The following is a 21,843-nucleotide window of genomic DNA, read 5'->3' on the forward strand; positions in this document are numbered from 1 at the left end:
CGGTTGAACGTGTGTGGACGGCGATGTGGCCGTCAGCTGCCGTGGTCGTGGCGAGGGTGGGAGGAACGGGCCCCGCCGCCCGAGGAGCGGGGTCCGTGTGCCGCGCCGACCTGGGGGGAGGGTGGGTTGAGACCCTGGCGCGGCCGTGGTGCTGTGGTGCGCCGGTTCCGTGGCCGGTTTTCGGGCAGCGCACCACCTGCTATTCGGTGCGTGGGCGGTTCCGGCTTGGTTGTGCGCCACCGCTTTCCGGCGCGTCGCCCTCGGGCCCGTCGGGTAGCCTGCGCGCGCCGCTGGCCACCTCGACGACGAGATCGTCGTAGCCGCACCCCAGTTCGTGCAGACGCAGTTGCGCGGCGCGGAGTTCGGATTCGGCGCCGCAGGCCAGTGCGCGGTAGGTGAGGGCGGCGAAATGGGCCATGCGGTCGACGACGGCGCCGATGCTCTCGGTGTGCATCGGCGCCGTCGTCGCGGGCCGGGGGGAACGGATGACCACCCAGCGGTCGATCTCGCAGACCAGACGTGCCCGCTCCCAATCGATCTCGCTCGTATCGCCGGGAACGAGCTGTTCGCGACGTTCGTGCAGGGCGGCCAGTTCGTGCGCGGCCCGCAGGACGGGATCGCCGTCGCCGGCGAAACCGCAGACCGCCTGCATCATCTGTGCACGGTCCGGCAGTACCGGTTCCTGTCCGGGTTCACCCGATGAACCGCCGTCCGCGTCCACTGTGCCGCACCGTCCTCGTCGTCCCGTATGTACCGCTTCCGAAGGACATTCGTCTCGGCCGGAGTTCCGGATAGGTCACGAAATAGCACCTCAACAGCGAAAACCGGCCGCGAACAGCTGTTCGCGGCCGGTCGAGATCACCTGTGCGCAGAAGTATTACAGGCTGCGGGCGATGATCTCCTTCATGATCTCGTTGGTGCCCGCGTAGATCAGCTGGACGCGGTTGTCGACCCACATGCGCGCGATCGGGTACTCGTTCATGTAGCCGTAGCCGCCGAACAGCTGCAGGCAGGTGTCGGCGATCTGCATCGCCTTGTCGGTGGTCCACCACTTCGCCATGGCGACGGTCGGGATGTCGAGCTCGCCACGGAGGTGCTTCTCGATGCAGTCGTCGATGAACACGCGCGCGATGCGCGCTTCGGTGGCGACCTCGGCCAGCTTGAACTTGGTGTTCTGGAAACCGAACACAGGGCGGCCGAACGCCTCGCGCTCCTTGGTGTAGCGCAGGGTGTGATCGAGGGCGACCTCCATGCCCGCGACCGCGCCGTGCGCGACGATCAGGCGCTCCTGCGGCAGCTGCTGCATCAGCTGGATGAAGCCCTGGCCCTCCTTGGCACCGAGCAGGTTGGTCACCGGGACGCGCACGTCCTCGAAGAACAGCTCGGAGGTGTCCTGGCCCTTCTGGCCGATCTTGTCGAGCACGCGGCCGCGACGGAAACCCTCGCGGTCGGCCTCGACCAGCACCAGCGAGACGCCGGCGGCGCCCTGGGTGGGGTCGGTCTTGGCGACCAGGATGATCAGGTCGGCCTGGGCGCCGTTGGTGATGAAGGTCTTGGAGCCGTTGATGACGTACTCGTCACCGTCGCGGATCGCCTTGGCCTTGACGGCCTGCAGGTCCGAGCCGGTGCCTGGCTCGGTCATCGCGATGGCGCCGACGACATCGCCGCTGGCCATCTTGGGCAGCCACTGCTGCTTCTGCTCCTCGGTGCCGTAGGCGAGCAGGTAGTGCGCCACGATGCCGTTGTGCAGGCTGACGCCCCACGAGGTGTCGACGACGCGGGCCTGCTCCTCCATGAGCACGGCCTCGTGGGCGAAGGTGCCGCCACCGCCGCCGTACTCCTCCGGGATCGACAGACACAGCAGGCCCACTTCACCGGCCTTGTTCCACAGGTCGCGGTCCACGTGGTGCTGCTCGCGGTACTTGTCGATGTTCGGCGCGAGTTCCTTGGCCAGGAAGGCGCGGGCGAGGTCGCGCAGGGCGTCCAGGTCCTCGTTCATCCAGCTGGACCGGTTGGCGGCCATCGAGTCTCCTTACGGCTCGGCACAGCACTGGTCCAGAGGTGACCAGTGGTTACAGATACAGTGTGGACCACTATTGGCGAGGTGGCAATAGTGGGTTCCGGAGCCTCCGGGCGGGGCCTCGGACCGGGTTCCGGCGGTCGCGGCCACGGGTCTTGACGGGGGCGCGAAGTTGGTGTCCGATTCGTGTTGTCCGCGAACGTCGTTCGACAACGCTTGGGCACCGATGGTGCTAAAACCTTGGCTCGGAAGGCGGTCTGGGATTATCTTTCGGAGTTGGACTACCGGCCGGTATCGCCTGCGCGTGTCGCTCGCGGCGCGCCGAGAACGGGGAGCCGTGTCGGAGCATCGGTTTCGCACGGGCGGGTGTATGGACTATTAATGGCGTGTGCCGTTCACACGTGTGGTCACCCGTCTGCCTTCGCGATGCCGGGGCGGTGGTCGAGCATGACCGTCGATTCTCCCATCGAAGACGACGTCAGCCTGCTCGCCCAGCGGGTCGAACGGGCGCGTGGGCGCCTCGCCTACCAATTCGACCCCGCCCTGACCGACGCGCTGTCGGAAGACGAGCTGCGCGCGGAGCGGGAACTCGCCGAACGCATCCGTGAACAGGATCGCGAACAGCGCTGGAAGCACACCCAGGCGATGGCACAGGCCTCCGACCGGGCCAGGAGCACCACCGAAGCAATCGAGAAGGCCGACATGCGAGATCTGCTGCTCGCCAGAAAGGCGATGGCGTCCCAGCGCCGCGAATCGAGCCCGCACGCGAAGCTGGCTTCGCTGTACCGGCACCGGTCGTGGTCACTCAAGGCCCTGGCGGGTGTCGTCGGCGCGGGCATGCTGTGGTCCGCGGTGAACGTGCAGCAGAACATCGCGCCCGGCGGTCCGAGTGACCCGCTGTTCTGGTTCAGCTACCTGCTCGAGGCGATGATCAGCGTCTGTCTGATCATCATCATGGTCGGCACGAACAAGGTCGCCGAGTGGGGCGTCATCGACAACCGGCGTCAGGTCGCGATGGCCGAGATCGCCCTGCTCGGGCTCACCGTCACCCTCAACACCTATCCCTACCTGCGCGACGGCCGCTGGTACGACGCCGCAGTGCACGCGGTCGCCCCCGTGATGATCGGTGTCGCGCTGCTCATCCACGACGCCGCCAGCGCCCGCTACGGGCTCGCCATCACTCGCGCGACCAGTCAGGTCAGGGACCTGCCCGACCCGGCCGAGAACCTGCTCGGCCGCGGGGCCACCGAGGGTGTCCGCCTGACCTACCAGCCGCCGATGACGGGTCAGGCCCGCGCCGAGGCGTTCGCCGCCGATCAGGCCGCCGTCACCGCGCCGGTCAGCCGGGAACCCGCGTGGACGCCCACCGAGACGATCGGCAACGGCAAGCCCACCGAGAAGCGCAAGCGCTTCGGCATCGGCAAGCCGTCGTCGGCGGAGAAGGCCTCGGCCAAGAAGGCCGCGCCGCAGCCGCCCGTCGCGCCCGAGCCCGCCCCCGAGGCCGTCAAGTCCGAGCCGACGACGAAGTCCACCGACTCGGTTCCCGCGGCGCGCAAGAGCACGATCTCCGATATCGAGGCCCGCGTCGAGAAGGCCTTCGCCGAGGCCAATTTCGGCTACGAGGCGATCGAACCGGTCAACGTGTACGACACCGGGCAGTTCCGTATCGCCGAGAGCCTGGAGCAGGAGCTCAATGCCATGCGGGAGGCCCGTCGTCAGGCCCGCAAGGAGCGCGCGGGGTCCTGACCTCGGTGCGCTGCCGGTGTCATGGCGGCAGCGCACAGCCGTCGACCAGGCGTAGCCCGGAGGGTCAGCCGAACAGGCCGCCGCCGTGGCCTGCCTGCTGGCCGCCGCCGGTGCCGCCGATGAGGCCGCCCGGGGGCAGCTCGGAGGGCTGCACGATGACGAAGCCGCGGCCGGCGAACGACAGCGTGCTCGCCTCGCCGGTGCTGCGGCCCATCAGCCTGCCGAGGCCGAAGGAGTCGTTGCGCTTGATGCCGGTCTGCAGGCTCGACGACCAGGCGACGGCGGCGTTCGGGTCGGCGAAGGTGGCCTGGTCGACGGTGAGCACCACCGGGGAGCCGTGGGTGGTGATGGCGATACGGCCGCGGCCGGTGAACACGCAGTTGAACAGGCCTGCGTTGGAGGCGTAGCCCGCGGCGCCCTGCACGCGGCCGATGTCGTAGCGCAGGGTGGAGTCGAACGCGAGGACGTTGGCGCCGTTGATGGTGAGGCCGTCGGTGCCGTCGAGGTCGATGATGTGCACGTCGGCGGCGCTGTTGGCCAGGAACAGGTCGCCGCGGCCGGTCACCTTCATCAGCGGCACGCCCTCGCCGGTGAGGTGCTGGCGGATCGCCCGGCCGATACCGCCGGAGCCGAGGGCCTGGAACTGCAGGTCACCCTGGTAGGCCACCATCGAGCCTGCCCGGGCCATCACCTCACCGTTGAGGCCCACCTTGACCATCTTGCCGCCCTGTTTCTGGATACCGAGGCCGGTGACCTCGGCGTGCGAGGGATCGAACAGGTCGCTGTGCACGGGCTGGGCTCCTTGGGATGCGTACGAAGGGTAGGGCTGCTGAGCGGGTCCACCGGGCTGCTGTCCGTAGCCGGGCTGACCCGTCGGCGGCGGGAAGGCAGGGGCGCCTGCGGGCGGGTAGGGGTGAGCCGCCGGCTGCCCCGGCGGTGGGGCGAATTGGCCGGGCTGACCGGCGGGCATGGTCGGGTGGCCCCCACCCTGCGCCGGGTATCCGGCCGCGGGAGCGGAGACCGGCGGGTACACGGCCGTCGGCGCGGCACCGCTCTGCGCGGCGGGCGTTTCGGGTTCGTCCTCGAGGTTCACGCCGTAGGCCGACGCGATGCCCGCCAGCCCGTCGTCGTAACCCTGACCGATCGCCCGCACCTTCCACGCGCCGTTGCGGCGGTAGATCTCCACGCACACCACACCGCTCTCGGTGGTGAGCCCCGGGATCTGGAAAGTCAGTGCGGTGGGACCGGATCCGATGGTGGCGGTGAGCTGGCCGACCGAGGCGAAGGTGGCGGGGCCGCGTCCGTCGAGGCTGGCGGTGACGACGACCTTGTCCACGTCGGCGGGTAGCGCCGAGGTCCGCACTTCGACCACGTCCGGGCCGCCATTGCCATGGCGGTACACCACACCGGGGCCGGTCGGCTGGTTGAAGAACACGAAGTCGTTGTCGGAGCGCACTACTCCGGCGGTGTTCAGCAAGAGCGCCGAGACATCGACCGACGCCGAACTCGCCACGGTGACGGTCAACGGATCGCCGGGTGCGGGCCGGTTCTCACCCGGAGCCAGCGCGTTCACGACACCACATCCGAAGAGTGGGTGGTTTGTCCGATTCGCAGTCGTTCCACGGCCTCGATAGTGCCGTGTGTGCCGCCGCGGCGCCAGCTTCCCCCGTCAGCGCGCCGGTTTCCGGTCCACGGGATTCCAGGTGCACGGCCGTCCCTACCCGTGCGCGACCGGGCTGCCGGATTCGGCGGACGCGCGCTCGATCAGCACGAACGGGATGGTCACCAGCGCCGAGACCGCGCCGATCCACGGCACCGCGGTGATCGGTGCACCGGCGTTCAGCACGACTCCGGCGACGACGGGAACGAGACCGATGCCCAGCTGGAACGCCGACACCGTGGTCGCGCCCGCCAGCGTCGGCGCGCCGGCCGCGAGGGTGAACACGCGACCGTAGATCGCGGGGTTGAGCACGAATCCGGCGATACCGAGCAGCAAGACCAGGGCGACGACGGCCACCGCGTGTCCGGCGAACACCGCGATCAGTACCGAACACAGGGCGATCCCCGCGGAGCCCGCGACCAATGCCAGGTAGGGCCGCCGGTCGGAGATCCGGCCACCGATCGCCAAGCCGAGGTACGCGCCGACACCGAACAGCACCAGGATCGGGGCCAGCCAGACGTCGGGAATCCCGGTGACGGAGGTCAGCAGTTCGGCGAGATAGTTGAACGTGATCATGTAGGCCGCCGTACTGAGCAGCGTGGCGGCGAGGACGAGCCACAGCCGCGGCTGCCGCAACGCGGCGAACTCACGATCGAGACGGGGCTCCTCGCCCGCCGTGGTCGCGGGCATCATCACCGCTACCGCGGCCGCGGCCAGGACGGTGAGAACGACCACCAGCCAGAAGCCGCCCTCCCACCCGGTGCGGTAACCGATGAATGTTCCGGCGGGTCCGCCGAGAATCATCGCCAAGCTGAGGCCGCTGATCACCACGCCCGACGCGCGGGCCGCACGATCGCCGGGCACCAGGCCGACAGCCGTCACCGCCGCGACCGCGAAGAACCCCGCGTAGGCCAGGCCCGCCACGAAGCGGGTGACCAGAAGCGCGCCGTAACTGCCGATGATCAGGCCGACCGCGATGGACGCGGCGAAGACCAACTGGGTCACCACCAGCGCGGTCCGCCGCGGCCAATGCAGGCTGACCACCGCGAACGGCGGCCCGCCGAGGACGACGCCGATCGCGAACGCGGTGATCAGCCCACCGACAGTGGCCAGGCTGACCTCGATATCGGTGGCGACCGCGGGCAGCACCCCGGCGAGGAGGAACTCCGCGCTCCCCATGGCGAACAAGCTGAAGGCCAGCAGGTATACCCCGGCAGGGAGGAAGCGTTCCCGGCTGCGCGGCGGCGATGTCGATGGTGAACTCATAACTCGCAGCGTGCTTTTCGCGGCGCGGAACGGCAACGAATCGTTGCCGGAACTGGAACGCTCACGTTGACTGGACCGGTGCCGAACCATCCCGCCATCGACGCGACCCTCGGTCAGGTCGGCGTCCGCATCCGGCGACTCCGGGTAAGCAAGGACCTCTCGCTCGCGGACCTGAGCCGGCTCACCGACATCTCCAAGAGCACCCTGTCCCGGCTCGAATCCGGCCAGCGCAAGCCGAGTCTGGAGTTGCTGCTGCCGATCGCGGCCGCCCTGGCGGTGCCGATCGACGAGATCGTGGCCGCGCCCCGCATCCTCGACCCGCGGCTGCCACAGAAACCGCGGCACACCGGCGGCCGGGTCATCGTGCCGTTGTCGAAGACGCAGGGCGAGCCGAAGGCCTACAAGTTGATCATCCCCGAGATCGAGTCCGAGCCGTTCCCGCGCACCCACGCCGGCTACGAATGGCTCTACGTGCTCAGCGGGCGACTGCGTCTTGTCCTCGGTGACTACGACGTCGTTCTCGGGCCGGGCGAGGTCGCCGAGTTCGACACCTTGCACCCGCACTGGTTCGGGTCCACCGGTCGCGGCAGTGTCGAAGTGCTCAGTCTCTTCGGTGGGCAGGGCGAGCGAATCCACATCAAGGCCAGGTCAGCGCGGGCCCGGCCGGATGGACTCTAAGGGTTTCTCGAGGAAACCTCGCAGGGCCGCACAGGGCCGTCGGATCGCATTACGCTGCGGATATGAGCACTCCCGTCCATGGATTCGCCGACGACGCACTCGGCATGCTGGACGCCGTCGGCGTCGCCGCGGCGCTGCGCGCGGGGGAGGTGAGCCGGGCCGAGGTGCTCGCGGCCGCTGTCGCGCGGACCCGCCGGGTCGACCCGAGCCTGGACGCGGTGCAGCTGAGCTGCTTCGAGCGGGCCTCGGCGACGCCGGAGACGGCGGGCGTGTTCTCCGGTGTGCCCGCGTTCGTCAAGGACAACACCGATATCGCCGGGCTGCCCAGCTGCCACGGTTCGGCGGCATTCACGCCGCGGCCCGCCACCGCGACCGGCGGTCCCGGCGCGCAGTTCCTGCATTCGGGCGTTGTCGTGATCGGCAAGTCGACGTTGCCGGAGTTCGGGCTCACCGCCAGCACCGAGTTCACCGATCGCGCGCCGACCCGCAATCCGTGGAATCCCGAGTATTCGGCGGGTGCGTCCTCGGGTGGCTCGGCGGCGCTGGTCGCGGCCGGGGTGGTGCCGATCGCGCACGCCAACGACGGCGGCGGCTCGATCCGGATTCCGGCAGCGGCCAACGGCCTGGTCGGGTTGAAGCCGACCCGCAACCGGCTGCTCGACCAGCCCGGCGCCCGTCAGCTGCCGGTGCACCTGGTCACCGAGGGCGTGCTGACCCGGTCGGTGCGCGATACCGCGCACTACCTGGCCGCCGTCGAGCAGTTCGGCGCGAATCCGAAGCTGGCGCCGATCGGCCTGGTCGAAGGGCCGAGCGCGCGGCGGTTACGGATCGGGCTGATCACCGAGGATGTCCTCAGCCGCCCGGTGCACCCCGACAACGCGGCCGTGCTGGCCTCGGCCGCAACGATTCTCGCGGGCCTCGGTCATGAGGTCGTCGAGATGCGTCTTGACGTGGACCCGCGGTTCATCGAGGACTTCAAGCGGTACTGGGCGGTGATGGCCGCGGCGATGACGCTGTCGTTCCGGCTGGGCCATCGCGACCATTTCGACCCGAGCAAGCTCGACCCGTTCACCAAGGGCCTGATCGGGCTGGCCGCGCGCAATCCGCTCGCCGCGGCCGCGTCCGCGTGGCGGTTGCGGTCGGGAACGGCCACCTATGACAAGCATTTCGCCGAGGTCGACGTGCTGCTCACCCCGGTGCTCTCGCATCCGGCGCCGCGGATCGGCGAGTTGGCGCCGGGCCAGCCGTTCGACGCGTTGTTCGCGAAACTGGTCGACTACGTGGGTTTCACGCCGCTCAACAATGTGGGCGGCGGACCGGCGGTGTCGCTGCCACACGGTCTGCTGCCGCATGGCCTGCCCGGCTCGATCCAGCTCGCCGGGCGCCGCGGTGACGAACGGACCCTGCTCGACCTGGCCTACCAGCTGGAAGCGTCGAGCCCTTTCCCGCGCATCGTCGACCGCACGGCCGCCGAGGGCGCGGCCTGATCAGCCCTGGCGCACCGCGACATTGATCGGGCGCAGCCTGCCAGGGCTGGCGGTGCCCGCCTCGAATGCCCAATGCTCGCCGTGCCAGTCGGGGAAGTCGGTGTGCCAGCGGCCGACCAGGCGCGGGTCCTCCAGCGAGGCGATGACACCGGCCGAACCGGTGTACTGCAGACGCTCGTACTTGTGCCGGGTGACGGTGTCGACCGTGGCGAGCGTGGCGAGAGAAGACATGGCGATCCTCCGGGATCGAGAAAACGGTGGCTGACGTGACGAGGCGCTCCCGGGCCGATGGCCCGGATGCCGCGGTGGCGCGTCACCGCTCGAAGCCGAGTATGCCGCGCGCAGCGACACTACGCGCACTCTTTTGAAAATCCTGTTCTTCGAATTAACGGATACTCGTCATCGGACGGTAAAGATCACCAGGACGGACGCACCCGGCCCGGCGTGACGACCCGGGCGATGGCATTTCGGACCTGGTTGAACGTCGCGGCACCGAGCGCGTCGGTCCAGCGTGCGGCGAATTCGGCGGCCGCGGCATCGGCGGCTCTGGTGCAGGCCCAGCCGCGTTCGGTGAGGGTGATCAGCCGGGCGCGCGCGTCGCGCGGATGCGGATTGCGCTCGGCGTAGCCCTTGGTGACCAGCTCGTCGACCAGTTGACTGGCCGCCTGCTTGGTGACGCCGAGATGCTCGGCGATCTCGCCGACAGTCGCGCCGTCGGGGGCCATCCGGACGAAGGCGAAGCCGTGGGCCGGGCGTATATCGGTGAAGCCCGCCGCGGCCACCCCGTGGTTGATCGCCTGGCTCACCTCGGCGGCCGCTGCCAGCAGCAACAGGGGTAGATCGCCTGCGGGCGGGGGGTTCTCGGGCACGGCAGCCATTCTGGCACTTGACATAGTGGTCAAGCTACTTGACTATATGGACAAGCAAATTGACTTTCTGTAGGAGGCGCACATGCCGGTCATCCACTCCGGAGACGCTCAGGTCCACGAGATCCACAACGCCAGGTTCACCTCGCTCATCCGCCCCGGCACCGGCAGCGCCGAACTCTGCGTCTGGCAGACCGAGGTCGCGCCCGATTCGGTGGGCGTGCCGCATCGAATCCTGGGGGAGGAGGCCTTCGTCCTGCTCTCGGGCGAGGTGACGATGACGATCGACGGCGAGTCGGCGCCGATGAAACCGGGTGACGCGGCCGTCGCGCCTGCCGGTTCGACGATCGCGCTCGCCAATGCGACCGCGGCGCCCGCGGTGCTGCTCGTCACGGTCCGGGTCGGCTTCTCCGCCGAACTGCCTGACGGCTCCACCTTCGTTCCGCCCTGGGCATCCTGAACCGTCACCGCGTCTGTTCCTATCGGTGAACTTGAAAGTTCGGTCGCCCTAACAATATAATTCTGGAATGAAGGTTGGGTTTCACCGGTCGCCCGGAACGTCGCGGCGGGTTGTCGCGGCGTGTGTTCTGAGTGCCATGGCGTTCGCGCTCACCGCCTGCGGTGGTGTCGCGGCCGAGGACGACGGGAAGAAGGTCGTGCTCACCACCTTCACCGTGCTCGCCGATATGGCGCGCAATGTCGCGGGGGAGCATCTGCGGGTCGAGTCGATCACCAAGGTCGGCGCCGAGATCCACGGCTACGAGCCGACGCCCGGCGATATCAAGAAGGCGGCCAAGGCCGATCTGATCCTGGACAACGGGCTCAACCTGGAAGCCTGGTTCGCTCAGTTCGTCGCCGATCTCGACGTGCCGCACGCGGTGGTCAGCGAGGGCGTCACCCCGATGGACATCGGTGAGGACGCCTACCGGGGCAAGCCCAATCCGCATGCCTGGATGTCGCCGGTGAACGCGCAGATCTATGTCGACAACATGGTCCGCGCGTTCACCGACCTCGATCCCGAGCACGCCGAGGCCTACCGCGCCAACGGCGACGCCTACAAGACCCAGCTCGGCGCCGTCCGTGACGACCTGGTCGCCGCGGTGAACACCCTGCCCGCCGATCAGCGGGCACTGGTGACCTGTGAGGGCGCGTTCTCCTACCTCGCCCGCGACACCGGCCTCACCGAGAAGTACATCTGGCCGGTCAACGCCGAACAGCAGGCGACCCCGCAGCAGATCGGCTCGGCGATCGACTTCGTGCGCCAGCGCGGGGTGCCCGCGGTGTTCTGCGAGTCGACCGTTTCCGACGCGCCGATGCAGCGCGTGGTCGAAGCCACCGGCTCACGCTACGGCGGCACCCTCTACGTCGACTCGCTCTCGGAGGCCGACGGCCCGGTGCCGACCTATCTGCAGCTGATCCGCCATGATGCCAACATCATCGCCACCGCCCTCGCCGGAGCCCCGAGATGACCACCGCGCCCGTCGTCGAGATCCAAGACGTCACAGTCCATTACGGTGACGTCCTCGCGCTCGACAATGTCGAACTGACCCTGAAGTCCGGCCGGGTCTGCGGCCTGATCGGGATGAACGGCTCGGGCAAGTCGACGCTGTTCAAGACCGTCATGGGCCTGGTCACCCCCGGCCGCGGCCGGGTGCTCATCAACGGCAGTCCGCCCGCCGCGGCGCGCAAGGCGGGCAGCCTCGGCTACGTGCCGCAATCGGAGGACGTGGACTGGAGCTTCCCGCTGTCGGTGCGCGATGTCGTGATGACGGGCCGCTACGGGAAGATGGGTTTCACCCGGCGGGCGGGCAAGGCCGATCGCGCCGCCGTCGCCGACGCGCTGGCCCGCGTCGATCTCACCGACCTCGCCGATCGCCAGATCGGCCAGCTCTCGGGCGGCCAGAAGAAGCGGACCTTCGTCGCGCGCGGCATCGCCCAGGAGGCGACGATCCTGCTGCTCGACGAGCCGTTCGCCGGCGTCGACAAGCGGTCGGAGGCGACCATCACCGCGCTGCTGCGCGAACTGGCCGCCGACGGCGCGACCATCCTGGTCTCCACCCACGATCTGCACGCGCTTCCGCAACTGGCCGACGAGGCGGTGCTGCTGAACCGCCGGGTGCTCGAGCATGGCGACCCGGATGTGGTGTTGCGGCCGGAGAACCTGGCCAAGGCCTTCGGGCTCGATGTGGACGAGTGAGGAAATACCGATGAGCCTCGAAGAATTCTTCCTCGACCCGCTGCGCTACGAGTTCATGGTGCGCGCGCTCGCGACGACCGTCACCGCGGCGGTGGTGTGCGCGGTGCTGTCGTGCTGGCTGGTGCTGATCGGCTGGTCACTGATGGGCGACGCGGTCTCGCACGCGGTGCTGCCCGGTGTGGTGCTGGCCTACATCGTCGGCTGGCCGTTCGCGGTCGGCGCGGTGATCTTCGGTTTCCTCGCGGTCGCGCTGATCGGTGTCGTCCGCGACACCAGCCGGGTGAAGGAGGACGCCGCCATCGGCATCGTCTTCACGACCCTGTTCGCGTTCGGCCTGGTCCTGGTGTCGGTGACACCGAGCCAAACCGACCTCAACCACATCGTGTTCGGCAATCTGCTCGGCGTGAGCCAGGGCGAGATGGTCCAGATCATGATCCTGGCCGCGATCGTGCTGACCGCGCTGGTGCTCAAGCGCCGCGACTTCACTCTCTACGCCTTCGACGCCACCCACGCGCACGCCATCGGCCTGAATCCGCGGATCCTCGGCACGGCGCTGCTCGGTTTGCTCGCCCTCACCTCGGTGGTGGCGTTGCAGGCCGTCGGCGTGGTGCTGGTCGTCGCCATGCTGATCATCCCGGGCGCGACGGCCTATCTGCTCACCGATCGCTTCAGCCGCATGCTCCTCATCGCGCCGACGGTGTCGGTGGTGTGCGCGGTGACCGGTCTCTACGTCAGCTACCACCTCGACACCGCCGCGGGCGGCATGGTGGTGGTGACCCAGGGCATCGCGTTCACGCTGGTCTACCTGTTCGCGCCCCGGCACGGCATCATCGGCCGCCGGGTGAGCGCCGCGCGTGCGAGGGCGAGCTCGAAGGTCGCCGTCTCGAGCTGAATTCGGCGAATCCGCCGCGGCGCGGTGATCCGCGACGCACGATGTGACCTAGAACGTGTTTCACCTCGCGCGGGAAAGGTCGTCGCTCGATGTTCGGTCTCGGGGTACTCGATACCGCCGCACTGTCGCTGGATTCGCCCGATGGGCGGCCACGGGAAGTGCGGCGGGCACAGCAGCTGGCGGTGTGGCAGGCCATCTACGGCACCGGTGTCGCGGTCGCGATGATTCCGGCGGCGGCGCTGCTGCCGTCGGACTCGGTGCTGCTGCGGTACGTGGGGTCGGCCTACGTCACCGCGGCGGCAGCGCTGCTGCTCGCGCTGTGCACCCTCGCGTTCACCGTGCGCTCCCGCTACGCGCATGCCCTCGGCTGGTACGCGGCAGCGCTGGTGGTCCTGGTCGGGGTGTTCGGCGTGCTCACCCTGCCCGCGGTCGTGGTGTCGGTGGCGGTGATCGTGCTGCTCGACCGCCCGGCGTCCAAGGCCTGGTTCGAGGTCGAGGAGACTCCCGAACCGCTCGCGTTCCGCGACCACGTCACGCGGATCCCGGCGTTGCTCCGTCCCCTCGCCGGTCCGGTCGGCGCGGGCTGGAAGGCCCTGCTGGCGCAGCGATAGGCCGACGGCCTGGCCCGGATTCGTGTCGGGGCGGGCTGGCAGGATGTGCGTCATGAAGGTCACTGGGGAGGACGTCCGCGCGTTTGTCCTGTCGCTACCGGAGACGGTGGAGCAATTCGCCTGGGGCATGCCGATTTTCAAGGTCGCGGGCAAGCTGTTCCTGACCCTGCCCGAGGAAGAGACCTCGATGGCGGTGCGCTGCCCGATCATCGACCGCGACGAGCTGGTGGTCGCCGAGCCGGACAAGTTCTGGATCGCCGCGCACGAGGCGGGTAATCCGTGGGTCCGGGTCCGGCTCGCCGCCCTCGACGATCGCGCGGAACTGGAGGCGATCGTCACCGATTCCTGGCGGCTGGCCGCGCCAAGGGCCCTGCTCGAGGACGCCGACCAGTAGCGCGCGGGGTCAGGCGACCGGCGTGATGGTGGCCTCGATGAAGTGGATGGCGTCGTCGGGGATGACGAAGGTCTCGACGATCTCGACGGTGGTCAGGCGCACGCCCGCGATGCCGGTGTCGAGCAGGTAGCGGGTGGTCACGGTGTCACCGGATTCGGACATGGTGAGGGCGCGGACGCCCTGGATCACCCGGTACTGCGGCCCGTTCTCCAGATCCGAGGTCAGCTGCGGACCGGAGTAGCCGGTCTGGAATCCGACTTCGATCCTGGTGGCATCGGGGGTGAAGGGCACCGCGCTCGCGTCGTGGGAGACCAGGGCGTCGATGTAGGCGCGGGCGATGGCCTCGCGCGGGGTGTCGGCCGGATTCGGTTCTGCCACAGCGGTTGCCGTGCCGAGTGCGACGAACGCCGCCGCGAGGGCTGAAACATGAGTGATTCGCATGCAGAGATGCTGGCGGTCGCGACCGGTCGGCGCAACCGGTGCGGCCAGGGGCGCGTTGGCGCGCGGCGGTAGGCTCGGAGCTCCTATGGCACTCAGCGCAACTCTGCATCATTTCGCCGTCCAGCTCGCCGACGTCGACCGCGGCGTCTACGAGGACCTCGAGCTGCGGGTCGCCCGCCACCCCTCCGAAACCCCCGAATACATGCTGACCCGCATCCTCGCGTACTGCCTGCAGTACGAGGAGGGCATCGTCTTCAGCGAGGGCGGCATCTCGGCTACCGACGAACCCGCCGTGCAGGTCCGCGATCTCACCGGCCGGGTCACCGCCTGGATCGAGGTCGGCGCCCCCGACGCCGAGCGGGTGCACCGGGGCAGCAAGCTCGCGGGCCGCGCCGCGATCTACACCCACCGCGACCCGGCGAAGGTGCTGGCGCAGTACGCGGGCAAGAAGATCCACCGGGCCGAGGACATCCCGCTCTACAGCGTCGACCGTGCCTTCATCGACGCGGCCGTCGCGCTGATCGACCGCCGCAATACCGCGACCCTCTCGGTCACCGAGGGTGTGCTCTACCTGGACCTGAACGGAACGAGCCTGCGCGGGGAGATCACCGAGCATCGGCTCGGGCAGGCCTGAGATCGATCCGGCCCGCGCGCAGGCCGGGTGCCGTACCGTCGGGTCGAGTCGTCGATCAGGAGGATGCCGTGCCGAGCGTGATGAGCCGGATCGTCGTACCCGCCTACCTGCGGATCACCAGGGCGAACCGGAACTACGTCAGCGCCGAGGCCGCGCGCGAACACGTGCGGCGGCTCGGTGCGGCGCCCCTGCCCTACGCGCCGCCGAAGCGGCTGCGCGGGGTCGTGGTGTCGAAGAGCGAGGACGGCGGCTGGCCGGTCTACACCCTCACCCCGGCGTCGGGGCCGTCGCGCGGCGGGCTCGTGTACGCGCACGGCGGCGGCTGGGTCGGCGAAATCGCCCCGCAGCATTGGCATCTCGCGGCCCGGCTGGCCGCCCAGTTGCGGCTCACCGTGACGGTGCCGATCTATCCGCTGATCCCGTTCGGCACTGCGGCACAGGTGATTCCGCGTTTCGCCGAGATCGTCACCGATAGTCACGCGCGGTACGGCCCGACCTTCCTCGCCGGTGATTCGGCGGGCGGCCAGATCGCGCTGTCGACCGCGCTGCATCTGCGCGACACCGCGGGCACGACAGTGCCACGGACAGTGCTGATCTCGCCCGCACTAGATCTCACCCTGGAGAATCCGCTGATCACGGACCTACTGCCGCGCGACCCGTGGCTGGGTCGCGAGGGCGGACTCGTCTTCGGCGAGATGTGGAGCGGCGACCTGCCGATGAAGGACCCGATCGTGAGCCCGCTGTTCGGCGACTTCACCGGGCTCGGCCCGCTCACCGTCTTCACCGGCACCGAGGACATCCTCAACCCCGACGCCCACCTCCTGCTCGGCAAGGCGCGGGCCGCGGGCGTCGACATCGACTTCCACGAGGGACAGGGTCTGGTTCACGTCTATCCGCTCACCCCGAGCCGCGAAGGCCAGCAGGCCCGGCGCCACATCGTCGAGGCACTGCGGGCCGACCTGAGCCGGGCGGGCGGCTAGCGCTGGGACAGGTGGTGGTTGAGCAGGATGGTCAGCTGGGTGACCGCCTGGTCGAACGGGTGGGGTGACTTGAGGGCGCGGCTGTGGACGATGGTGCCCTCGATGGTGGTGAGCAGGAAGCCGGCGAGGGAGACGGCGGCGGAGCGTTCGATGCCGGTGGCGACGATGCCGTCGGCGAGGCGGGCGGTCCATTCGGCGAAGGCCTGGCCCGCGATCGACTGGACGGCCGGGTCGAGCTCGTCGAGGGCGGCGGCCATCATGAACGAGCCCGCGCTGTAGTCGGTCTGTTCGAGCGGGGTGCGCCAGAAGGCGAGCAGATCGGTGAGCCACTGCTGCACCGACGGCGCGGTCGGCAAGGCGTCGGCCATCGCGCTCACATGCGAGTACACCAGGCGGGACACGATCCGGGCCGCCGTCTGCACCAATTCGCCCTTGCCCGAAGGGAAGTGCTGATACAGCGAGTTGCGTGAGGTGTTGCTGCGCTTGAGCAGTTCACTCAGCGCGGCCGCGTGGACGCCGTGCTGCTGGACGGTGCTGATGGTGTGCTCGATCAGTCGGGTGCGCGGTCCGGCTGCCATCCGATCTCCTCCAAACCCTTGATTGAACCGATCGGTCCATGTTAGACCTATTCCAGCGTGAACCGATCGGTTCATATGGAGAGGATGCCATGCCCACCCCCATCGCCACCGCAGTTCCGGTCACCCATACGGGAATCCTCGGCCTCGGCGTCTATCGCCCGCGCCGGGTCGTCCCCAATGCCGAGATCGTCGAGGCCATCGACTCCTCCGACGAGTGGATCAAGACCCGCTCCGGGATCGCCGCCCGGCACTGGGCCGAGCCCGACGAGACCATCGTCGGGATGAGCGTCGCGGCCGCGCGTGACGCGCTGACCGCGGCCGGAGTGGCGGCCGAGCAGGTGGATGTGGTCGTCCTCGCGACGTCGTCGCAGATGGTCCTCGGCCCGTCGGCAGGCGCGGTCGTCGCCACCGAACTCGGCATGGACGACACCGCCGCCTACGACATCTCCGCCGGATGCGCCGGCTTCTGCTACGCGCTGGCGGACGCGGCGAACCTGGTGCGCTCCGGCCAGGCGCGCAACGTGCTGGTGATCGGCGTGGAGCGGCTCTCCGACCTGCTCGACACCACCGACCGCAGCTGCGCGTTCATCTTCGCCGACGGCGCGGGCGCGGTGGTCGTCGGCGCGGCGGAGCAGGAGGGGATCGGCCCGGTCGCCTGGGGTTCGGACGGCAGCCGCACCTCGGCGATCAAGCAGGACAAGGACTTTCTCGAATACTTCGCCGAGGTCGCCGCCGCCGAGGCGAGCGGTGGCACGTCGGTGCGGCCCTACATCCGGATGAACGGGACCGAGGTGTTCCGCTGGGCCGTCACCTTCCTGGAGAAGGCCTGCCGCAACGCGCTGGACCGCGCGGGCATCGCCGCACAGGATCTCGACGCCTTCGTCCCCCATCAGGCCAATATCCGCATCACCGACGCCCTGGTGCGCACCCTCGGCCTGCCCGACACCGTCGCCGTGGCCCGCGACATCATCGAAACCGGCAACACCAGCGCCGCCTCCATCCCGATGGCCATGGAGCAACTCCTGCGCTCCGGCGCGGCGAGCCCGGGCGACACCGCCCTGCTCCTCGGCTTCGGCGCTGGCCTGGCCTACGCGGGCCAGGTGGTCCATCTGCCGCCGATCGCCTGAGTCAGCTCCGCAGGGCGCGCAGGTAGCGGCGGCGGTAGAACCGCTGGGCGACAAGCAGTATCGGGAAGACCGCACGCCAGAGTCCGGCCGGTGCGGGTTTCGTGAGTGACCGCAGGGTGAGTTCGACGGTGCCGTCCGCGCGCCGGTGCACGACGAACGCCTCCTCGCCGGACACAGGGTGCCCGGTCAGGGTGCCGTAGGCGAAGCCGCACCGGTCGGCGGTGTCGACCACCGTCACCACGCGCACGGGCTCGCGCACCGAGACGGGTCCCCATCCGGCGGTGACCCGGTAGTCGGCATCGGTCGTCACGGGTGCGTCAGGGGCGACGCGAAAGCCACTGCGGCGCTTGATGCCCCAGCGCAATACCGCCTCCCTGGCGGCTGCCCAGTCCTGCTCGCCGTGGCCGATCACCACCGACGTCTCGAACCGCCGGAATCCGGACGGCCGCGCGGTCCAGATCTTGTCGGCGGGACTGGTCGCGCCCGCGGGCGCGTAGGTCAAGGCCTGCATGCCGACGACGATAGGGCGTCGGCGTCCTATCCGCCGGTGACGTGGGCCTGGCCCGCGCGCAGGAGTTCCAGCGCGCAGCCCACCGATTGGTCGAGGACCGCTGCCGGGTCGCCGTCGAAGTGGTGGTGGATGGCCCAGGCAGTGTCGCGGGTGGCGGTGGCGCACCAGACCGATCCGGCCGGTTCGCCGTCTTGGGAGCCGGGGCCCCCGACGCCGGTCGTCGCGACGGCGACGTCGGCATCGGTCAGCGCCCGCACGCCCTGCGCCATCGCGATCGCGGCGGTCTCCGACACCACGGGGACGTCGGGGACGCCGAGGACCGTCTGTTTGACCAGGACGGAGTAGGCGACGACTCCGCCGCGGAACCATTGCGCGGAGTCCGGTGCGGCGGACAGGGCCGCGGCCAGGTTGCCGCCGGTCAGTGATTCGGCGACGGCGACGGTGAGTCCGTGCCTGGTAGCGAACTCTGCGACGTCGGACGCGGTGGCCATGCGGTCTCCCTCTGGTCGTCCGGCGGCGCCGCCTGCCGGAGATTCACGCAGCGGGTTGCCCGGCTGCCACCCTGGTGTGCAGCGACCGGTGGTTGCTGACCGGCACGGCATACGCGGCGCCGTCGCGGATACCGAATTCGAACCGGCAGGGAAACAGTGAGGGTAGCCCTGTCGCTCGCAGATCGTAGTTCGCGGCGAGGGTCTGCATCGCCCAGCCCTGCAGGGAATCCGGTAGTCGCAGGGTGGTGCCGTCCACGCAGGACACGTAGGCCTGCGTCCGCTCACCGTTCACCGGGAGGGGGTTGCGCAGACCGACCGCGCCGATTTCCAGAATCCGGCCGGCGGTGTGGGAAGAAGCGACGCTGGGCAAATCCAACTCGATGTCGTCCATGCGGGAAACGCTAGCGTGGCAACCATCCAGGGAACACGGAAATCGCATCGACTCGACGCACTTGGAAACCCTCGTTGACACGGTCTTTCGGAAGAATGATCTTCCATCATGAGTCTGCGAACCGTTCTCGACACCAGGGCGCTCAATCGCGCCACTCTCGCCCGGCAATTCCTCCTCGACCGCGCCGACATTCCCGTGCTCGATGCCGTCGCGCACCTGTGCGGAGTGCAGGCGCAGGAACCGCAGGAGCCGTTCCTCGGGCTCTGGTCGCGGGTCGCCGGGTTCGACCCGGCCGACCTCGACGACCTGTTGACCGGGCGTCAGGTGGTCCGCGCCCATCTCATGCGCCGGACCGTGCACTTGGTCACCGCCGCCGACGCGCTGGCTTGGCGGGGCAGACACGACGCGATGCTGCGGCAGCGGGTGCTCACCACTTACAAGCACGAGCTCGCCGGTGTCGACCTCGACGAGCTCGCCGCAGCCGCGCGCGCCGTGCTGGCCGACGGCGAACCACGCTCGATGGGGGAGATCGCGCGGGCACTCGCCGACCGCTGGCCCGCGCCGGGAACACGGGCGCTGGGGGAGTTGGTGATCGCCGCGCTCGTGCCGACGGTGCAGTTGCCGCCGCGCGGACTGTGGAAGGTGAAAGCCGGTGTGCGCAATGCCCCGGTCAGCCAGTGGCTCGGCCGTGAGGTCGACCCGCTCGCCCCGGCGGGCACCGATCCCGTCGGCGCTGACCTGGTCCGGCGCTATCTGGCCGCGTTCGGTCCCGCCGCCTCGGCCGATCTGCGCGCGTGGTGCGGCCTGACCGGTCTGCCCGCCGCGGTGGCCGCGGTCCGCGACGAACTGATCACCTTCCGCGACGAACGCGGCAGGGAACTGCTCGACCTGCCCGACGCCCCGCGCCCCGACCCGGAAACCCCTGCGCCGCCGCGATTCCTGCCCGCCTTCGACAACGCGATCCTCGGCTATCACGACCGCGGCCGGATCATCGACGACGCCGACCGCGGCCTGTCCGTCGCGGGCGCCCGGGTGGTCCTGGTGGACGGCCGGGTCGCCGCGAGCTGGACCGTCGAGGACGACATCGTCACCGTCGCGCCGCTGCGCGAGCTCACCGGCACCGAACGCCGCGCTGTCACCGACGAGGGTCACCGCATGGCGATGTTCTTGTCCGGCAACGACACTGATCGCGTCCGGATTCGGTGATCGGCGCCGCGGCGAAATATTGCGACCGTGTTGCGATCGTCGTCATATCACTGCAAAGAGCCGGAAAGGTTCCCGTTTCGGGACTTTCATCGGCGGGCCGTGGCGCGGTTCTGATCGCGCCATAGACAACCGCGATGCTCGGCTGAGCCTTCGACGCGCCCCCGCACAGGTGTCCTGCGCCGAGGAGGTGTGACCGCTCGAACCTGATGAGGGGAAGTATGAGAATCAACCGTATTCGCGGTACCCGTGGCCTGCGCGCCGCCGGCACCGGTGTGGCCGTGCTCGCGCTGGGCGCTCTGGTGGCCGGTACCGCGAGCGCCGACGCGTTCGTTCCGCTGCCCGACGGCGAGCGTGCCGGGCCGGGTGTCACGGTGAAGCGGACCGGCGAGCGCGCCCTGGTCTCCCCGTCGCTGGCCGCCAACGGCGCTGGCCGCGTCGCCTGGGTCTCCGGCACCGTGACCGCCGATGTCACCGCCACCCCGGAGGGTGAGGTCGGCCCCAACAACGGCCCCGCGAACAAGCCCGGCTCGAACAACTCCTCCACGCACGGCGCCTCGCAGCTCAACACCGGCTACATCATCGGCTGCCAGGTGGCGATCGGCGACGACGCCATCTCGGCGGGCCTGTCCGGTGGCATCGACCTGTCCGGCGGCAGCATCGGCGGCTCGGTCGGCCTCGAGCTCGGCCCCGGCGAGGTGAAGTTCGTCCAGATCCAGGCGAAGGACATCCTGGAGGCCGGTACCTACTCGGTCGAGTACCAGGACGTCGAGATCGAGGTCCAGGGCTGCGGCGGCTACGCGCAGGCCCGCTCCTACAGCGTCGTGGAGATCATCGGCGACCACTACTCCAAGACCACGCTCTACGGTGCCCCGTTCAGCATCGGCTGAGCGCACCGTCGAGACCGCCATCGATCCGAGGAATGACAGACATGATCGACCGTAAGAATTCTGCCCGCCTCGCCGGTCTGGCCGGTGCGGCCGCCGTGACCCTTGGCCTGCTGTCCACCGGTGCGGCCAACGCCGACACCTTCGTGCCGCTGCCCGGCGGCCAGATCGTCAAGACACTGTCCGACGGCACCACCGTCACCGTGCGGCTGGTCGGCGAGTCGGCCAACATCAACCCGTCGATGGGTTCGACGCCGGTGCACCGCAACGCCTGGGTCTCCGGTAGCGCGCAGGTCGAGGTGGCCGGTGAGAACGCCAAGGGCGGCAAGATCTACCCGGGCTACGTCGTCGGCTGCCAGGTGAACATCGACGGCGGCGGCGTCGAAGGCGGCGTCGAGGGCGAGAGCAGCTGGGACGGCGAGGATGTCAGCGTCGGCGCCAGCAGCGGCGCCGAGCTGAGCCTCGGCCCCGGCCAGGCCAAGTCGTTCTACGTTCTCGACATCGAGAAGGCCGACGACTTCGGCAACGAGGACCACAGCACCAACAACAAGTTCAAGGGCAAGAGCGGCTCGGTGACCTGGGCCGACACCACCATCGGCCTCAGCGGCTGCGCGGGCTACGCCCAGGCGCGCGCCTTCGTGAAGGTGAACGTGGAGACCGCGAACGTGAACTCGGTCGTCACCCTGTGGGGCCAGCCCTTCAGCATCGGCTGATCTCGGCAACCCGGCAGCGGGGCCCCGCCCGACCCCGCGCCCGGCCCCCCGGGTTTTAGTGGTCACCCGG

At 69.4% G+C, this 21,843-nt stretch carries 26 protein-coding genes; 15 read left to right on the forward strand and 11 right to left on the reverse strand.

Annotation, left to right across the window (positions count from 1 at the left end):
- Positions 1-199 precede the first annotated feature (199 nt).
- On the reverse strand, positions 200-655 hold the full coding sequence (locus tag ACWF9G_RS32160; RefSeq protein WP_452519890.1) for a DUF4254 domain-containing protein: 456 nt from the start codon (positions 653-655) through the stop codon (positions 200-202).
- Positions 656-877: 222 nt separating this feature from the next.
- Complete coding sequence (locus tag ACWF9G_RS32165; protein WP_452519892.1) at positions 878-2,023, reverse strand: acyl-CoA dehydrogenase family protein; 1,146 nt, start codon at positions 2,021-2,023, stop codon at positions 878-880.
- A 444-nt stretch (positions 2,024-2,467) separates the two neighbouring features.
- On the opposite strand from ACWF9G_RS32165, the gene ACWF9G_RS32170 reads away from it, so the two are divergent.
- On the forward strand, positions 2,468-3,766 hold the full coding sequence (locus ACWF9G_RS32170; protein ID WP_452519893.1) for a hypothetical protein: 1,299 nt from the start codon (positions 2,468-2,470) through the stop codon (positions 3,764-3,766).
- A 64-nt stretch (positions 3,767-3,830) separates the two neighbouring features.
- Here the strand turns inward: ACWF9G_RS32170 and ACWF9G_RS32175 are convergent, their stop codons facing one another.
- Together ACWF9G_RS32175 and ACWF9G_RS32180 are read right to left on the reverse strand one after the other, a co-directional pair.
- Positions 3,831-5,339: an AIM24 family protein gene (locus tag ACWF9G_RS32175; RefSeq protein WP_452519895.1), complete on the reverse strand. Its 1,509-nt coding sequence runs from the start codon at positions 5,337-5,339 to the stop codon at positions 3,831-3,833.
- Between the two features lie 144 nt (positions 5,340-5,483).
- Positions 5,484-6,692 carry an MFS transporter gene (locus ACWF9G_RS32180; protein ID WP_452519896.1) on the reverse strand — a complete coding sequence of 403 codons (1,209 nt, stop codon included), beginning with the start codon at positions 6,690-6,692 and terminating at the stop codon, positions 5,484-5,486.
- A gap of 78 nt (positions 6,693-6,770) precedes the next feature.
- Here ACWF9G_RS32180 and ACWF9G_RS32185 point away from each other — a divergent pair, with 78 nt between their 5' ends.
- Both ACWF9G_RS32185 and ACWF9G_RS32190 read left to right on the forward strand, forming a co-directional pair.
- A complete protein-coding gene (locus ACWF9G_RS32185) occupies positions 6,771-7,370 on the forward strand; it encodes a helix-turn-helix domain-containing protein (RefSeq protein WP_452519898.1) in 600 nt (199 codons plus the stop codon).
- A gap of 62 nt (positions 7,371-7,432) precedes the next feature.
- Positions 7,433-8,857, forward strand: coding sequence for an amidase (locus ACWF9G_RS32190; RefSeq protein WP_452519900.1), 1,425 nt, complete (start codon positions 7,433-7,435; stop codon positions 8,855-8,857).
- Here ACWF9G_RS32190 and ACWF9G_RS32195 read toward each other — a convergent pair whose 3' ends face one another.
- Together ACWF9G_RS32195 and ACWF9G_RS32200 are read right to left on the reverse strand one after the other, a co-directional pair.
- Positions 8,858-9,088 (reverse strand): hypothetical protein, encoded by a 231-nt coding sequence (locus ACWF9G_RS32195; protein ID WP_379310493.1) that lies wholly within the window; start codon positions 9,086-9,088, stop codon positions 8,858-8,860.
- 185 nt (positions 9,089-9,273) lie between these two features.
- The gene (locus ACWF9G_RS32200) at positions 9,274-9,735 is read right to left on the reverse strand and encodes a MarR family winged helix-turn-helix transcriptional regulator (RefSeq protein WP_379310512.1); all 462 of its coding nucleotides are present in this window, start codon (positions 9,733-9,735) and stop codon (positions 9,274-9,276) included.
- Between the two features lie 73 nt (positions 9,736-9,808).
- Here ACWF9G_RS32200 and ACWF9G_RS32205 point away from each other — a divergent pair, with 73 nt between their 5' ends.
- The 6 genes from ACWF9G_RS32205 to ACWF9G_RS32230 all read left to right on the forward strand — a co-directional run bounded on the left by ACWF9G_RS32205 (position 9,809) and on the right by ACWF9G_RS32230 (position 13,817).
- Positions 9,809-10,183, forward strand: coding sequence for a cupin domain-containing protein (locus ACWF9G_RS32205; protein ID WP_452519902.1), 375 nt, complete (start codon positions 9,809-9,811; stop codon positions 10,181-10,183).
- Between the two features lie 67 nt (positions 10,184-10,250).
- A complete protein-coding gene (locus ACWF9G_RS32210; protein WP_452519904.1) occupies positions 10,251-11,192 on the forward strand; it encodes a metal ABC transporter substrate-binding protein in 942 nt (313 codons plus the stop codon).
- The gene (locus ACWF9G_RS32215; RefSeq protein ID WP_379310497.1) at positions 11,189-11,920 is read left to right on the forward strand and encodes a metal ABC transporter ATP-binding protein; all 732 of its coding nucleotides are present in this window, start codon (positions 11,189-11,191) and stop codon (positions 11,918-11,920) included. Before ACWF9G_RS32210 ends, ACWF9G_RS32215 begins: the two co-directional genes overlap by 4 nt.
- Before the next feature lie 10 nt (positions 11,921-11,930).
- Positions 11,931-12,812: a metal ABC transporter permease gene (locus ACWF9G_RS32220; protein ID WP_452519905.1), complete on the forward strand. Its 882-nt coding sequence runs from the start codon at positions 11,931-11,933 to the stop codon at positions 12,810-12,812.
- Between the two features lie 89 nt (positions 12,813-12,901).
- Entirely contained in the window at positions 12,902-13,423 is a 522-nt protein-coding gene (locus ACWF9G_RS32225; RefSeq protein WP_452519906.1) for a hypothetical protein, read from the forward strand.
- A 52-nt stretch (positions 13,424-13,475) separates the two neighbouring features.
- Positions 13,476-13,817, forward strand: coding sequence for an MmcQ/YjbR family DNA-binding protein (locus tag ACWF9G_RS32230; RefSeq protein WP_379310500.1), 342 nt, complete (start codon positions 13,476-13,478; stop codon positions 13,815-13,817).
- A 9-nt stretch (positions 13,818-13,826) separates the two neighbouring features.
- Here the strand turns inward: ACWF9G_RS32230 and ACWF9G_RS32235 are convergent, their stop codons facing one another.
- On the reverse strand, positions 13,827-14,258 hold the full coding sequence (locus tag ACWF9G_RS32235) for a hypothetical protein (protein WP_452519908.1): 432 nt from the start codon (positions 14,256-14,258) through the stop codon (positions 13,827-13,829).
- Positions 14,259-14,343: 85 nt separating this feature from the next.
- Here ACWF9G_RS32235 and ACWF9G_RS32240 point away from each other — a divergent pair, with 85 nt between their 5' ends.
- Together ACWF9G_RS32240 and ACWF9G_RS32245 are read left to right on the forward strand one after the other, a co-directional pair.
- Complete coding sequence (locus ACWF9G_RS32240; protein ID WP_379310502.1) at positions 14,344-14,892, forward strand: YaeQ family protein; 549 nt, start codon at positions 14,344-14,346, stop codon at positions 14,890-14,892.
- Positions 14,893-14,960: 68 nt separating this feature from the next.
- Positions 14,961-15,872, forward strand: a complete 912-nt coding sequence (locus ACWF9G_RS32245; RefSeq protein ID WP_452519909.1) for an alpha/beta hydrolase fold domain-containing protein — start codon at positions 14,961-14,963, stop codon at positions 15,870-15,872.
- Here the strand turns inward: ACWF9G_RS32245 and ACWF9G_RS32250 are convergent.
- A complete protein-coding gene (locus ACWF9G_RS32250) occupies positions 15,869-16,450 on the reverse strand; it encodes a TetR/AcrR family transcriptional regulator (RefSeq protein WP_379310504.1) in 582 nt (193 codons plus the stop codon). The genes ACWF9G_RS32245 and ACWF9G_RS32250 overlap by 4 nt on opposite strands.
- Positions 16,451-16,539: 89 nt before the next feature.
- Between ACWF9G_RS32250 and ACWF9G_RS32255 the strand changes: the two genes are divergently transcribed.
- On the forward strand, positions 16,540-17,577 hold the full coding sequence (locus tag ACWF9G_RS32255; RefSeq protein WP_379310505.1) for a beta-ketoacyl-ACP synthase 3: 1,038 nt from the start codon (positions 16,540-16,542) through the stop codon (positions 17,575-17,577).
- Position 17,578: 1 nt separating this feature from the next.
- On the opposite strand, the gene ACWF9G_RS32260 is transcribed toward ACWF9G_RS32255, so the two are convergent.
- The 3 genes from ACWF9G_RS32260 to ACWF9G_RS32270 are packed head-to-tail and all read right to left on the reverse strand — an operon-like array spanning position 17,579 to position 18,970.
- Positions 17,579-18,088 carry a DUF1990 family protein gene (locus ACWF9G_RS32260; protein ID WP_452519911.1) on the reverse strand — a complete coding sequence of 170 codons (510 nt, stop codon included), beginning with the start codon at positions 18,086-18,088 and terminating at the stop codon, positions 17,579-17,581.
- 26 nt (positions 18,089-18,114) lie between these two features.
- Positions 18,115-18,579 (reverse strand): CinA family protein, encoded by a 465-nt coding sequence (locus tag ACWF9G_RS32265; RefSeq protein ID WP_452519912.1) that lies wholly within the window; start codon positions 18,577-18,579, stop codon positions 18,115-18,117.
- A gap of 43 nt (positions 18,580-18,622) precedes the next feature.
- Complete coding sequence (locus ACWF9G_RS32270; protein ID WP_379310508.1) at positions 18,623-18,970, reverse strand: hypothetical protein; 348 nt, start codon at positions 18,968-18,970, stop codon at positions 18,623-18,625.
- Between the two features lie 108 nt (positions 18,971-19,078).
- Here ACWF9G_RS32270 and ACWF9G_RS32275 point away from each other — a divergent pair, with 108 nt between their 5' ends.
- The 3 genes from ACWF9G_RS32275 to ACWF9G_RS32285 all read left to right on the forward strand — a co-directional run bounded on the left by ACWF9G_RS32275 (position 19,079) and on the right by ACWF9G_RS32285 (position 21,773).
- Positions 19,079-20,176 carry a winged helix DNA-binding domain-containing protein gene (locus tag ACWF9G_RS32275; RefSeq protein ID WP_452519914.1) on the forward strand — a complete coding sequence of 366 codons (1,098 nt, stop codon included), beginning with the start codon at positions 19,079-19,081 and terminating at the stop codon, positions 20,174-20,176.
- Between the two features lie 218 nt (positions 20,177-20,394).
- Positions 20,395-21,063, forward strand: a complete 669-nt coding sequence (locus ACWF9G_RS32280) for an MspA family porin (RefSeq protein ID WP_379310510.1) — start codon at positions 20,395-20,397, stop codon at positions 21,061-21,063.
- 41 nt (positions 21,064-21,104) lie between these two features.
- On the forward strand, positions 21,105-21,773 hold the full coding sequence (locus ACWF9G_RS32285) for an MspA family porin (RefSeq protein WP_452519915.1): 669 nt from the start codon (positions 21,105-21,107) through the stop codon (positions 21,771-21,773).
- The last annotated feature ends 70 nt before the right edge of the window (positions 21,774-21,843 follow it).

The sequence above is a fragment of the Nocardia sp. NPDC055029 genome (assembly GCF_053608525.1).

Excerpts from the sequence above, each read along its gene's own strand:
- ACWF9G_RS32160 (WP_452519890.1), bottom strand. The coding sequence starts at position 655 with ATGATGCAGGCGGTCTGCGGTTTCGCCGGCGACGGCGATCCCGTCCTG.
- ACWF9G_RS32165 (WP_452519892.1), bottom strand. The coding sequence starts at position 2,023 with ATGGCCGCCAACCGGTCCAGCTGGATGAACGAGGACCTGGACGCCCTG.
- ACWF9G_RS32170 (WP_452519893.1), top strand. The coding sequence starts at position 2,468 with ATGACCGTCGATTCTCCCATCGAAGACGACGTCAGCCTGCTCGCCCAG.
- ACWF9G_RS32180 (WP_452519896.1), bottom strand. The coding sequence starts at position 6,692 with ATGAGTTCACCATCGACATCGCCGCCGCGCAGCCGGGAACGCTTCCTC.
- ACWF9G_RS32190 (WP_452519900.1), top strand. The coding sequence starts at position 7,433 with ATGAGCACTCCCGTCCATGGATTCGCCGACGACGCACTCGGCATGCTG.
- ACWF9G_RS32195 (WP_379310493.1), bottom strand. The coding sequence starts at position 9,088 with ATGTCTTCTCTCGCCACGCTCGCCACGGTCGACACCGTCACCCGGCAC.
- ACWF9G_RS32200 (WP_379310512.1), bottom strand. The coding sequence starts at position 9,735 with ATGGCTGCCGTGCCCGAGAACCCCCCGCCCGCAGGCGATCTACCCCTG.
- ACWF9G_RS32205 (WP_452519902.1), top strand. The coding sequence starts at position 9,809 with ATGCCGGTCATCCACTCCGGAGACGCTCAGGTCCACGAGATCCACAAC.
- ACWF9G_RS32210 (WP_452519904.1), top strand. The coding sequence starts at position 10,251 with ATGAAGGTTGGGTTTCACCGGTCGCCCGGAACGTCGCGGCGGGTTGTC.
- ACWF9G_RS32215 (WP_379310497.1), top strand. The coding sequence starts at position 11,189 with ATGACCACCGCGCCCGTCGTCGAGATCCAAGACGTCACAGTCCATTAC.
- ACWF9G_RS32220 (WP_452519905.1), top strand. The coding sequence starts at position 11,931 with ATGAGCCTCGAAGAATTCTTCCTCGACCCGCTGCGCTACGAGTTCATG.
- ACWF9G_RS32225 (WP_452519906.1), top strand. The coding sequence starts at position 12,902 with ATGTTCGGTCTCGGGGTACTCGATACCGCCGCACTGTCGCTGGATTCG.
- ACWF9G_RS32230 (WP_379310500.1), top strand. The coding sequence starts at position 13,476 with ATGAAGGTCACTGGGGAGGACGTCCGCGCGTTTGTCCTGTCGCTACCG.
- ACWF9G_RS32235 (WP_452519908.1), bottom strand. The coding sequence starts at position 14,258 with ATGCGAATCACTCATGTTTCAGCCCTCGCGGCGGCGTTCGTCGCACTC.
- ACWF9G_RS32240 (WP_379310502.1), top strand. The coding sequence starts at position 14,344 with ATGGCACTCAGCGCAACTCTGCATCATTTCGCCGTCCAGCTCGCCGAC.
- ACWF9G_RS32250 (WP_379310504.1), bottom strand. The coding sequence starts at position 16,450 with ATGGCAGCCGGACCGCGCACCCGACTGATCGAGCACACCATCAGCACC.
- ACWF9G_RS32255 (WP_379310505.1), top strand. The coding sequence starts at position 16,540 with ATGCCCACCCCCATCGCCACCGCAGTTCCGGTCACCCATACGGGAATC.
- ACWF9G_RS32260 (WP_452519911.1), bottom strand. The coding sequence starts at position 18,088 with ATGCAGGCCTTGACCTACGCGCCCGCGGGCGCGACCAGTCCCGCCGAC.
- ACWF9G_RS32265 (WP_452519912.1), bottom strand. The coding sequence starts at position 18,579 with ATGGCCACCGCGTCCGACGTCGCAGAGTTCGCTACCAGGCACGGACTC.
- ACWF9G_RS32270 (WP_379310508.1), bottom strand. The coding sequence starts at position 18,970 with ATGGACGACATCGAGTTGGATTTGCCCAGCGTCGCTTCTTCCCACACC.
- ACWF9G_RS32275 (WP_452519914.1), top strand. The coding sequence starts at position 19,079 with ATGAGTCTGCGAACCGTTCTCGACACCAGGGCGCTCAATCGCGCCACT.
- ACWF9G_RS32280 (WP_379310510.1), top strand. The coding sequence starts at position 20,395 with ATGAGAATCAACCGTATTCGCGGTACCCGTGGCCTGCGCGCCGCCGGC.
- ACWF9G_RS32285 (WP_452519915.1), top strand. The coding sequence starts at position 21,105 with ATGATCGACCGTAAGAATTCTGCCCGCCTCGCCGGTCTGGCCGGTGCG.